The organism is bacterium, from assembly GCA_023228325.1.
Lineage (GTDB): Bacteria > Auribacterota > UBA6266 > UBA6266 > UBA6266 > UBA6266.
The window spans coordinates 393419-405832 of the sequence record JALOBK010000001.1; the positions used below are offsets into that span (position 1 = coordinate 393419).

11 protein-coding genes and 1 other RNA gene are annotated in these 12414 nt (G+C 40.8%); 8 read left to right on the forward strand and 4 right to left on the reverse strand.

The features are described from left to right. Nucleotides 1-20 precede the first annotated feature (20 nt). The 5 genes from M0R36_01855 (at nt 21) to M0R36_01875 (ending at nt 6044) form a co-directional block, all read left to right on the forward strand. Nucleotides 21-914, forward strand: coding sequence for a thymidylate synthase (locus tag M0R36_01855; protein MCK9554553.1), 894 nt, complete (start codon nt 21-23; stop codon nt 912-914). A 297-nt stretch (nt 915-1211) separates the two neighbouring features. Then, the gene (gene smpB / locus M0R36_01860; GenBank protein ID MCK9554554.1) at nt 1212-1670 is read left to right on the forward strand and encodes an SsrA-binding protein SmpB; all 459 of its coding nucleotides are present in this window, start codon (nt 1212-1214) and stop codon (nt 1668-1670) included. A gap of 63 nt (nt 1671-1733) precedes the next feature. Continuing rightward, the gene (locus M0R36_01865) at nt 1734-4187 is read left to right on the forward strand and encodes a cellulase family glycosylhydrolase (protein MCK9554555.1); all 2454 of its coding nucleotides are present in this window, start codon (nt 1734-1736) and stop codon (nt 4185-4187) included. Nucleotides 4188-4512: 325 nt separating this feature from the next. Beyond that, nucleotides 4513-4863, forward strand: a transfer-messenger RNA (tmRNA) gene (gene ssrA, locus M0R36_01870). Nucleotides 4864-5084: 221 nt separating this feature from the next. Then, nucleotides 5085-6044 carry a DDE-type integrase/transposase/recombinase gene (locus M0R36_01875; GenBank protein ID MCK9554556.1) on the forward strand — a complete coding sequence of 320 codons (960 nt, stop codon included), beginning with the start codon at nt 5085-5087 and terminating at the stop codon, nt 6042-6044. 11 nt (nt 6045-6055) lie between these two features. On the opposite strand, the gene M0R36_01880 is transcribed toward M0R36_01875, so the two are convergent. Further along, the gene (locus M0R36_01880; protein MCK9554557.1) at nt 6056-6466 is read right to left on the reverse strand and encodes a hypothetical protein; all 411 of its coding nucleotides are present in this window, start codon (nt 6464-6466) and stop codon (nt 6056-6058) included. Nucleotides 6467-6661: 195 nt separating this feature from the next. Between M0R36_01880 and M0R36_01885 the strand changes: the two genes are divergently transcribed. Then, on the forward strand, nt 6662-7192 hold the full coding sequence (locus tag M0R36_01885) for a cysteine peptidase family C39 domain-containing protein (GenBank protein MCK9554558.1): 531 nt from the start codon (nt 6662-6664) through the stop codon (nt 7190-7192). Here the strand turns inward: M0R36_01885 and M0R36_01890 are convergent. After that, nucleotides 7189-7530, reverse strand: a complete 342-nt coding sequence (locus tag M0R36_01890) for a hypothetical protein (protein ID MCK9554559.1) — start codon at nt 7528-7530, stop codon at nt 7189-7191. The genes M0R36_01885 and M0R36_01890 overlap by 4 nt on opposite strands. A gap of 110 nt (nt 7531-7640) precedes the next feature. Here M0R36_01890 and M0R36_01895 point away from each other — a divergent pair, with 110 nt between their 5' ends. Both M0R36_01895 and M0R36_01900 read left to right on the forward strand, forming a co-directional pair. Beyond that, nucleotides 7641-8585 (forward strand): DUF4032 domain-containing protein, encoded by a 945-nt coding sequence (locus M0R36_01895; GenBank protein ID MCK9554560.1) that lies wholly within the window; start codon nt 7641-7643, stop codon nt 8583-8585. Between the two features lie 2 nt (nt 8586-8587). Next, nucleotides 8588-9316: a metallophosphoesterase gene (locus M0R36_01900; GenBank protein MCK9554561.1), complete on the forward strand. Its 729-nt coding sequence runs from the start codon at nt 8588-8590 to the stop codon at nt 9314-9316. Between the two features lie 3 nt (nt 9317-9319). Here M0R36_01900 and M0R36_01905 read toward each other — a convergent pair whose 3' ends face one another. Together M0R36_01905 and pyk are read right to left on the reverse strand one after the other, a co-directional pair. Then, nucleotides 9320-10915 (reverse strand): hypothetical protein, encoded by a 1596-nt coding sequence (locus tag M0R36_01905; protein ID MCK9554562.1) that lies wholly within the window; start codon nt 10913-10915, stop codon nt 9320-9322. A gap of 2 nt (nt 10916-10917) precedes the next feature. Continuing rightward, a complete protein-coding gene (gene pyk, locus M0R36_01910) occupies nt 10918-12330 on the reverse strand; it encodes a pyruvate kinase (GenBank protein ID MCK9554563.1) in 1413 nt (470 codons plus the stop codon). Between the last annotated feature and the right edge of the window lie 84 nt (nt 12331-12414).

Below are 12414 nucleotides of genomic sequence, written 5' to 3' on the forward strand. Positions count from 1 at the left end.
AAATAAAGGGATGTCAATAAATGGATAATGGAAATATACCATGCCTTTTTGTCAGGGGAAAATGCCTTCCCGAAGCATGGGAGAAAGCAATACTTGAAGTATGGGAGAACGGTGTCGATGTCAGGACAGAATATGACCGCAAAAACGCTTCCGGCGAATTTATCGACCCGCCCAGCAAAGACGCAACTGTAATAATTGAGGTCATAGAACCGTTTTCAGAACCAAGAATCCACAAAAACTTTCCGGGAGGGCCATCCGAGCTGGAGATATACAGGCAGGAAGTCGTGAAGGGCATTCACGACCACTGGGTAAACCCGCTGGACAAAGAGAAATGGACATATACATACCACGGCAGGTTGTTTGATTACACCGCAACGGAAGACCTCGAAAACCCCTCATCGAGGAAGCTTCAGCCTGTAAACCAGATGGAATACATAATAGACAAACTATGTGAAACACATTACAGCAGAAGAGCGCAGGCAATCACGTGGATGCCAAACGCAGATGTTAAATTGGAAGATCCCCCCTGTCTACAAAGGTTATGGTTCCGCCTGGTAAAAGACGGCGGCGGGACGCTTACGCTTAATCTTAATACACACTGGAGAAGCAGGGACGCGTATAAAGCGTGGTTTATGAATGCTTTTGCCATGACAGACCTCCAGAAAAAAATCGCGGAACAGATTTCCGAAAAAATCAACAAACCGGTAAAAACCGGCCGCTATGTGGATATATCGGATTCCCTTCACATTTACGGCTCTTATTTTAAAGAATTCAGGCCCGAATTTGAAAAAATAAAGTCAGACCCAGATTTTTCAAAAAGAGCTTTTAGTTCCGACCATCCGGCAATGAGAATGCTCTTCGAAGAAACAAGAGAAAAACTTAAAAACGACCCTGATTTCATGCTGAGCAAATAAAAGAAGAGATAGAATTAATTAAGTAGTTCAACAGATCGGCAGTTCAATAGTAAAAGATAAACAGATAAAAAACAATAGCAACCACAGAACACACACCTGCCTGCCGGCAGGCAGGGATTTACACAGATAAAGAGCAAAAGATTATAAGTATTTTAAAATTAGAATTTGTTTGTAATTTCGGTTATTTGAATTTAAATATTATTTTGGATTTTAATATTAGGATTTAGAATTTCAGCTTTAAAAATCTGTGATTATCTGAGCTATCTGTGGTTAATAGAATTTTGAAAAAATAAATCTATGACAATAATCATTACAAACAGAAAAGCCCGCAGAGATTATACTATACTGGACACGATAGAAGCCGGCATAGAATTAAAAGGCACCGAAGTAAAATCTCTCAGGAATAAAAAAGGCAATTTATCCGATTCCTTTGCCAAAATCGAAAACGGACAGGTTCTCATCTTCAACCTCCATATCAGCCCTTATGAGTTCGGAAACAGGAATAACCATGACCCCTTAAGGACAAGGAAACTGCTTCTTCATAAATCAGAAATAAGAAAATTGTTCGGGCAAACTTCCATAAAAGGCCATTCTCTGATACCGCTGAAACTCTATTTAAAAAAAGGCAGAGTAAAAGTCGAGCTTGCAATCGCGGAAGGCAAAACGAAATTTGACAAAAGAGAAGCTATCAGGAAAAAAGAAGACCTCCTTAAAATACAGCGCGCAAAAAAACGCGCCTATCAAACTAAAAACTGACCGCCCCCTCTTGACACATGCGCATAAAAGGGTTATATTAACTTGTTAGTCAACCATACATATATGAAAAACTCATACACATACGTAATTTTACTTATATTATATTTCTATTTTCCTGTCATCTCCTGCCAGGGTATCGGATCATCCGATAAAGTCCCTGTTATCACTGCGGTATCACTTTCAAAAGATACTATAGGATGGCGAGAAAAACTGGAAATAGACATCTCACTTGATTCAGAAATAGAAAACCCGTTTGATTATGATGAAATCACTGTTTTTGCCGAACTGATTTCACCCGAAAACAAAAAAATAAGGGCCGAAGGATTTTTATACGACATCCAAAAACCGGATACGGAAGAAAAGCTCATATGGAAAGTGAGATTTTCTCCGGATAAAAAAGGCCTCTGGAAAGGAATCATAAAAATCAAAACCAGATGGGGCGAAACAGCCGGCGACTTATTCTCCTTCCAATGCGCAGAATCAACGAATAAAGGCAATATAATCGTAAGCCCCGAAGACAATTCTTATTTTGAATTCGAAAACAGGGAATTTTTCTTTCCTGTCGGGCATAATTTAGGATGGGCTTCCGCTTCCGGCTATAAAAAATATTTCAGAAAAATGTCGGAAAACGGCGAAAACTGGGCCCGAATCTGGATGTGCCCCTGGAACTTAGCCCTGGAATGGACAGGCAAAGATTTCAAGGGGTTGAAAAAATATCATCTGAGAAGAGCTTCTTACCTGGATAAAATTATTGATTATGCACAAGAAAAAGGTATTTACATACAGCTGGTTTTAAATAACCACGGACAGTTCAGCAAAACCACAGACCCGGAATGGGATAAGAACCCTTATAATGCGGCAAACGGCGGGCCATGTCCGGAACCGAATGATTTTTTCTCAAATGAAACGGCAAAAAATATCTTTAAAAACCGCCTGCGGTACATAATCGCCCGGTGGGGATACTCAAAAAACCTGATGGCATGGGAACTTTTCAATGAAACATCCTATATCACCGGATTCGATGTTAAAACAGATACAAAATGGCATAAGGAAATATCAGCCTTTATAAAACAAAACGATATCCACAACCATCTTATTACAACAAGTTACGGGGCAAGAGTAAATTTCGACACATTTAAACTCGATGATATAGATTTTTCGCAGGTGCATACTTATACAAATAATATAACCACTATTATAGATACCGAATATGAACGGTTCTCCAAGCTTGACAAACCTTTTTTCTTCGGCGAATTCGGAAGTAAACTTATGAACAGGGAAAACGACCCCGAGGGCAGCATTCTTCACTCTGCATTATGGACAGGGCTGACTACACCTTCATCGGGAACCGTAATGGCATGGTGGTGGGATTCATATATCCAGCCGCTCGATTTGTATAAATACTTCAAATGCATATCGAATTTCATCAACGACACTGATTTCAGGGTGGAAAAATTTGAATCCAGAAAAGCCTTTATTAAAGATTCTTCCGGCAAAAACCTTAAAGTCAGGGCGCTGGCCAATGACAGGAAGTTCTATTGCTGGGTATATAATCCCGGCATAGAGATATTCGGCTCGGAGAATAGAATCGACACAAATGAATATAAGAATGTATCATTCGCCATAAAAGGCTTATGCAAAGGCTCATATAAGATCGAATACCGGAATACCTTTACCGGAGAGATAGTCGGGCAAAACGAAATGGACGCAGAAGAAGGCATGTTAACCGTCAATCCTCCCGATTTTAAGGGCGATATAGCAATAAAGATCTCCGCTTTCAAAATACTTTCCAAAAGTTTCGCATCACCTGAGATTATTTCCACAAGAGAACCCGATATAAAAGAAATTCCCAAGAAAAAATTTGTGTGCGAAGGAGTGAAGGGGCCCATAATCATAGACGGAAACATCATGGACTGGACAAAGGAAGGGTACAGAGAAGAATTGCTCGGAATCGTATCAAAGGAATCAGGCTGTTATCAGGCAGAGGGAACGATAAAGGACTCCATAGACTGCAGCGCCCGGTTTTTTGTTAAACACGATAAAGACAACCTGTATTTTCTGGTCGTTGTCACAGATAATGAAATCTATGGACGGTCTTCCAGGGCAAGCATATGGAAAAATGACTGTGTCGAAATATGGATTGACGCAAAAAACAACGCCTCACTAATCAACAATATGCCGAATAATCCGAACTGCTTCCAGATCAACATATCCCCTATATCAGACGGAAAAGAATACCCTTCGATATGGGTTTACAGAAATGACGATGCAAACGAGCTGAAAAAACAGATACAATTTTTCTCCAAAATCATAGCCTCCGACAGCGGCAGCGGTTACTTCGCGGAGGTAAAAATACCGGTTGCCGCCCTTGGTATCGGCCCCCTGGAAAAAAACCAGATCCTTGGTTTTAACATTTCCGTTTCGGATGTCGACACTTCAAAGAACTGGAGCCACATGCTATGGAACGGCACAAAAGAAGATGACGCGACCGAATGGGGACAGATTATAATCAAATAAAAAATATAAAAACTTGAAATACAAATTCAATCATAGACAACACAGATAATCACAGATTTTTAAAGCCGAAATTCTAAATCCTAATATCAAAATCCAAAATAATATTTAAATTCAAATAACCGAAATTACAAACAAATTCTAATTTTAAAGCACTTATAATCCTTTGCTCTTTATCTGTGTAAATCCCTGCCTGCCGGCAGGCAGGTGTGTGCATCTGTGGTAGTAAGTTTTTTGGTTTTTTTCTTGCGTCTTTTATCTGTCGTTTGGTCTCCTGCTTGACATATACGGAGTTCTGATATATATTCAATTGCCTTTGTTCTTTCTCGGGGGTGATTCGGTTTCGACTGGGATACTGAAACGGAAGCTGCATGTGGAGGTTGCAGGGAGGCCTCCTAAAACACCTTGCAAAATATAACTGCAGACGAACAGTTAGCTTTGGCTGCTTAGACAGCCACGTTCCTAAAGTTCAGCCTGCGGGGCTTTAGGAGCGACTACAGCAGGCTCGCCTCTTTTTAACCTGTCCTGTTAAAGAGCGGTTAAATTCGCCGGGGCTGGCATTTATGGTTTTTAGTCCGGTTTAAGCCATAAATGCAAGACCAATGAACCGGAAGAAACATGTGGTATGCTGCCGTGAATTTATTTCAGGACGCGGGTTCGACTCCCGCCACCTCCACCAGTCCCGCCAAAGGCGGGACAGAGTTCCGCAGCAGGCGGAACGGTCTAATGCTCAATTGTTCTATTGTTCAAAGAACAATCCACACCTAAAATATATGCGTTATAATAAAAAACAAGGATAGAGCTACTTTCGCCATTGACTTCAATAAATGGGACAGGTGTTCATGCTCACTAATTAGGTAACTCTTTTGGTAACATATTATAGCCGAAGGAGGCCTGAAAATGAAGTATCAAGATATAGTGGTAGTAAAACGATGGATACCGATATTAAAAGAATATGAAATAACAAAGTCAAAAGTAACTCCCCGCCGGTTTAAATTTGTCAAAGATCTCTGTGAAGCCCATCATATATCAAAGAAAGAGATAACCCGATATTACCACAAATGGATAGAGGGCGGCAAAACGGATGAAGCTCTGCTGCCTGAAAAGCGAGGGCCCAAACCCGGGACAAGACGCACACCGAAGGACATAGAACGTAATATTGTAAAAGCATACAGAAGGTTCGGTTCCAACAGATACGAGCTTGTATTGCTGTTTAAACCCTACTATCTGGATAAGACACCGTCTCCGGCTACAATGGACAGAATCAAAGCCAGATATCCTTTAAATGAGAGCCAAAAGAAAATAATTAAGCGGTACGAGAAGAAGGCGCCCGGAGAGTTGGCTCATATAGACCTGTCCAAGATACCGAAAGATATGCGCTGTTCATTTAAGATCAAGGAAATTTATATAGCGGCTCTATGTGATGACTGTACCAGGCTTACTTATGCTGAGATACTAAAAGACAAGAAAGCCTCAACCCTGACATATTTCATGGCTCGTTCTTTATCCTGGTTTAAACAAATATATAATTTTGAATATGAAGCTGTGATGTCTGATAACGGGCCGGAGTTTAAAGGATCAATCCAAAGAGAACATCCGTTTGAAACAATGTGCGGTGAACTGGGTATAAAACATATATATACACAGCCTTATAGGCCGCAGACTAACGGTAAAATAGAAGCCTTCTGGAGAATAATCAAAAAAGAGTTCTTTGCTCCTAACTCTTTTACTTCAAAAGAAGACCTTATCCTTAATCTGGGTAATTTCCTGTTTGAGTTTAACCATCTAAGAAGACATGGAGGATTGAATTATATCTCTCCTTTTGATAAACTTCAAAAGGTTACCGAATTACTGAGCTAGTACAACAGGACTCATTTCTTCTTGATATAAGATTCAATCTCAGTTATTTTGGCCAGAATTTTCTTGATATCGCCGCAAATCAGGTTCACGCCGCCGGTTATAAACACACCGGCAACACCAAGGCATATCATAAGCAGGAACAAAGGAATTATATAGGCTAAAAATTGAGGGGGTATAAGCATTTTGACATTTTCCGCGCTTGAAGTAATGGTTTCTATGCTCATGTCCATCTTTTCGCGGAAAAGTCCTATTTTTGAAGGGTTATTGAACAAAACAAAGGTATTTACAAATACCCATAAGCCGATTAGAATACCCAAGGATATAAGAGTAAATCCAATATAGCCCCTGACTCCTGTTTCCTGCTTAACAGCCGGGCCCTTCGGTTGTCCGGTAAGATCCGAAGGATAAAAATTCTCTTTCATAATCGCTTCCTCCTGAATTCCGGCAATTCTATACCCGATTTGCCCTTAATAACAATATTTTTTAAAAAAATTATACCGAAAAATACAGTAAAATAGTCTTAACTTACTGCAAGTAAAAGAATTACAACAATTTTTGTACATCTTAATCTTTACTTGACAATTTCCCAGATTTTAATAGAATTCTCTTTTTACAGTATGGAGGAATCAAGCGGTAAAATGGTGCTTCACACTTGGCATAAGAAAGACAAAAACCACGCTATAAAAGTTCCCCAGTATAGGCAGCGGACTAATTATGATTGCGGACCCACTTCCTTAAAAATGGTTCTTGCCCATTACGGAAAAGTAATTTCCGTAAAAAAGCTGAGAAATTTATGCAAAACATCTCCCGAAAACGGAACCGGTCCCACAGGTTTAAAAAGAGCGGCCAGAAGACTCGGTTTTTCAGTGTGGGATAAAAATAACGCTTCAATAAAAGACCTTAAAAAATATACTCTTCTTCATCCTGTGATAGTTCATTATGTGGCCTGGGGGGGTGGACATTATTCAGTTGTCATAGGCGTCAGTAAAGACCGGGTGCTTATAGCTGACCCATCCAAACACGGGATAATACGCACTGTCAATAAGTCGCGATTTCTGAAGTACTGGGTCGATGAAAATATAAATGACAAGCCGCCGCACAGAAGATGGCTGCTTGTGGTAAAGCCGAAGAAAAAGATTGCCGCCTAAGGCCGTTTTGAATTCTCAATACCGTTTATCAGATTCTCAGAAAATTTTGAAAGCGCGATGCCCGAGAAAAACCCGGCGAAAGACAAACCGAATACTGTAAGGAAGGAAATAAAATAACCGTCAACAGTCCCCTTGTAAATGAACAGGAACCCTACTATAAACCCCAGTATAGACCCGGCAAAAACAAACGGCATCTTCAGTTTTCCGGTAAAATCCCTCGGCACATAAATTTTCTGATGGCAGGCATTGCACATTATAAGCCGCCCGCCCGAACCCGGGGGCAGATGAAGAGTCCTTTTGCATCTTGAACATATTATGGTATCTTGACTGTCTGGCATATGTTTTATTATATTTTAAAACTGATTTAAGATAAAGCACTAACAGCTCAATCTTACATTATGATAATTTTTAATGCAAACTTTACTTATTCAAGTGGTAAAATAATAATATGAAAAAACATAAAAAATCCATTGAGCAAATCATCGCGTCGGCGCCGTCTGCACAACAAGCCGGACACAAAACGGAATCTATAATCGTGAAAAAAGATAAAGAACTCATAGATTTCAGCAGGCTGATAAAAAATTTAAACACAAAAAGCATATCTTATGCCGGAATAAAACCTATCCCGATAAATAAGATCATAGGCAGTGTGGGCAGATATACGGATTTCAACAGCAAATTTTTTGTCGCGAAAGAAGTCAAAAGCGCAAAATACCTGAGCGTCTTTTCCGCTTTCAAAAACGGAAAATCACTTCCTCCCATAAAAGTTTATCAGGTTCTTGATAATTACTTCGTAATTGACGGGCACCACCGCGTTACAATCGCAAAAAATGAACTGCAGGCCGAATTCATAGACGCGGAAGTGACAAAGGTCAATTTTGACGTGGAATTAAACCCAAAAAAGAAGTATTCATATAATACCGAAACGGCAAAAAAATTCCTTATCCTACTGGAAGAAAAAACTTTCGAGGAAAAAACACGTCTTAAAAACTCTATTTTAAAATATCCCATAAAAGTGACCGACCTCACCAGTTTTGCAAAACTTTATGAGGAAATACTGTCCTTCAGGGAATACCACAACAGCGCGCAGTTCCAGGATAAAGATATGATATATGCTTCCTATGAATGGTACGAAAAGATATTTGTTCCGGCGATTCAGGTGATTTTCAAGGACAAACTCCTCAAGGATTTCCCCAACAGGACATACACTGATTTGTATGTCTGGTTTATGCTCCATAAATATTACCTGTCTCAGCAGGCGGGGCACGATGTCGGGTTCGACTTTTCAAAACAGGACTTTCTCAAAAAATTCAAGCCGGAAAAAATTACGGATATAATACCGACGATATTCAGGGATTTCTTTAAATCATTGGCCAAAACGGTAAAAAAATGAGCATGAAAAATATCAATATTCTCGCTGTTTCAGATATAGAAAGCTCAACATTGCAGGCGCTTTTGCCGAAAATGTCCGCAATCCGCGGCAAAATCGATCTATTAATATCGTGCGGGGACCTGCGGCATGACTACCTGAGTTTTATCGCTGACGCTCTAAATATCGAACTTCTTTATGTATTCGGGAACCATGACTTATACCAGAAAAAATCTGCGGCGCAATATAAAGTCGATTCATACGGCATACCTGTTTTTTTCCCGAAAAAGGGATTCCCCGGAACGAACCTCAACGGTAAGCTGATCCAGTGCGGCAAATGCATAATAACGGGATTTGAAGGCTCAAGATGGTACAACGGACAAGGCATACAATATCATGAAAAAGAAATGCTCTCATCCGTCAGAAAAACCATAAAAAAGATACGCCTCCGGAAAATCATAGGGAAAATAGCGCGCCAGAAAAAAATGCCTTTTTTTGTTGTTTCGCACGCTCCGGTCCAGGGAATTCATGATCTCGATGACCAATGCCACAGGGGATTTTCCTGTTTCAAAAAATTCATCGATAAAATACAGCCCGTCCTGTGGCTGCACGGGCATATACATCAACCAAGCCTGATAAAAAACCAGATTTCCGTATATAAACAGACCACAGTCATCAATGTGTGCGAATACAGGTTTATCAGCGTAAGCGAGACAGGAAAAATCAGGGTTTCACATCAATTTCAGAAAATATAAGTCTTATTCCATAAATACCGTGGTCATATCCCCCGCGCGTTTCCTGAAACTGCCTTTTGAAAAATCTGTTCCTGCGGCAAGGTTTATCCAGCCTTTCTGGTCCGGCGTATTTATCTCTATGGTCACAACGCCTTTTTTATCGGTTTTTCTGGTCCATATCCTTTCCATCCAGTTTACGGGATAAAATAAAGAGATATTCACGTCTTTATCGGCAACCGGGTTATTCAGTGCATCAGTAACCATGACGGTAAGAACAATTTTATCCCCGGGATGAACAGTTTTTTTATCGGTATGAACATTGACTTTCAACGGGATCTCGGGCAACCCGGATTTTTTTATCCACACCGTCGCCTGCCGTTTATATTCTTTATCCCCGTATGCGGTAATATTAACCGCAACAATTTCGTCTTTTATCCCCGAAGTTTTGAAATCCCCCGAAAACCAGCGCTTGCCGGTTTTTACCAATTCCAATGTTTCCCCGCAACATTCCGCAGTAACTTTACCGATATTTTCCGTAACGAAAACATCCACCGGTATAATTTTTGCGGCAATGTCCATATCACGGGGAGAAATCAACAAAACCTGGTTATATTCCTTCAAAGCATAATACGCCGGCCGCGGTTGAGCATGAGACCCTTCCGATTCAGGGCTTAAAACCGCTATTCCCAGCCATTCTTCCGGATGTTCATCCTGTATTTCCGGGTTTCCGGTAACCCACCACTGGTCGAGGAAATGGAGAACGCTGACCCCATGCGCGCCTGAGGATATCAAATCGTCATAAAGCTCTATAACCCCTTCCGCCTGCGCCTGTTCATCATTTCCCCCGTAGGTATATTTAAGATATTTGGCGCCGCCGTAAATCTTTGGCCCCAGTATAATACCGAATTCGGTATTGATAAAAGGTCTTCCCTCAGCTACAACTTTCGCAAGATATTCATTATAACAGCGATATCCCATGCTGAAATTATTTGTTACGGGAGAATGATAATACGTGTTGACACACAGCACATCCCAAAGCGAATTATCAAGGAATATTATAGGATTCCAGTAAGTTAAAGCCAGGGGTTTCGACGGATCAACAGACCTTACGGCATCTCTTATTCTCGCATAAGATTCGAGTAACCGCCGCCTGTCTTTATCCCGGACAAGAGTTATTTTAGGTTCATTGGCGATTACAAGATACATCAAAATATTAGAACAATTTTTAACTTGTTCGGTTTCTTCCTTAATCCGGCTTATTATCTCTTCAAGTTCTTCTTCCCCGCCGAGCAATTTATCCTGGTCAAACCAGAAACCGAACATAACCATAAGCCCGTATTTTGCGTATAAATCCAGTTCCTCCTTTGACCTGGCATCCCATGTCCTTATCGTGTTAAAACCCGCTTCTTTGATGAGTTTTACATCTTCTTCAAGAAGATCCGTGTTCTGCCCGTGAGCATAAGGCGCGGGAACCTCCCCCTGCCTGTAGCCGGCATAACCTATGGCTTTAACAAAATATTTCTCCCCGTCTACATATATCCAGTTTCCCCTGATATCCACATCCGAAGAAAAAACATTCAAAGCAGGCAGAAAAACTAACAAAAATATCAGTTTTTTCATATTCAGACCCGTACTATTTTAAGAGTGTTAGCCGAAAAATCGTCGGTGGTTTCCCCTGTTATTATGACAAGCACCTGCCCTTTTCTTATTATTCTCTTTGCAAGAAGGATCTTCTTCCCCTCTTTTATTATCTCGCGGTAACTTTTGCAATCTCTGATTTTAAAAGGAAATATTCCTTTCAACAGGCACATCCTGTTCACCGTTTTTTGGGAAGAAGAAAAGGCAATCACATTTGTCGGCGGTTTTCTCTTGGATACGTTCAGCGCCGTTTTTCCGGTCTGAGTATATACTATTATCCAGTCCGCCGCAGCCTCATTTGCGGCTTCACACGCCGCATGCACCACAGAAAACGAAAAATCATCTATATTATGGTCGATTTCATTTACTATACCGGGTTCGTAAACGCTGTTTTCCGCTTTTCTTACGATTCTGTTCATCAACCCTACCGCTTTGATAGGATATTTGCCGACCGAAGTCTCGCCTGAAAGCATTACCGCATCCGTGCCGTCGAATACCGCGTTCTCTATATCGCTTACTTCCGCTCTGGTGGGAACAGGCCTTTCAATCATGGATTCCATCATCTGTGTCGCCGTTATAACCGGGATCCGCCCCATATTGGCAAGGCTTATTATCTTTTTCTGGACAGGAGGCACATCTTCAATCGGAATCTCGACTCCCAAATCACCTCTCGCTACCATAATCCCGTCTGACAGCCTTATAATTTCTTCAATGTTAGAAAGCGCTTCCGGTTTTTCTATCTTGGCAATAACCGGCATGGAAACTTTATGGGCCGCCATAAATCTTTTTATTTTTGTGACATCGTCAGGCGACCTGACAAATGAATATCCTATATAATCTATTCCAAGCTTTGACGCCGTCAGTAAATCCTTTTTATCCTTAGAAGTAAGCGAAGGCGAGCTTATTTTCGCTCCGGGCAGGTTAATGCCTTTATGGTTTTTTATTTCACCGCCGTTTAACACCCTGCATTTTACTTCTTTGCCGGTTTTGCCGATTGCCTTTAGTTTAATAAGGCCGTCATTTATCAGAATGCTGCTGTTTACGGCTACATCTTTTGCAAATAAAGGATATATGGTAGGTATAATGCCTTTCCTGCCTTTAACTTTTTTTGCGGTGATAGTGACTATATCCCCTTTTTTCACGCTTATTGAACCGGCCTCGAAAATACCCACCCTTATCTTGGGGCCCTGGAGGTCGGCAAGTATCCCGACGGGTTCTCCGAGAGCATCGGAGGCTTTTCTTATATTATAAACAAGATCCCCCGCAAATCCGGCATCCGCATGGGAAAAATTTATCCTGAAAAGGTCAACACCCGCTTTTATCATCTTTTTTATTGTCGTTATTGAAGAACAGGCAGGCCCTAAAGTCGCTATTATTTTCGTTTTGACAGGTCTCACAACAAACTCCTAAGTATGCATTCAGAAGGAATGTATTTTTATTTAAATAAGGCTATAACTTTAAGATTACAATCTTGGCGAAGA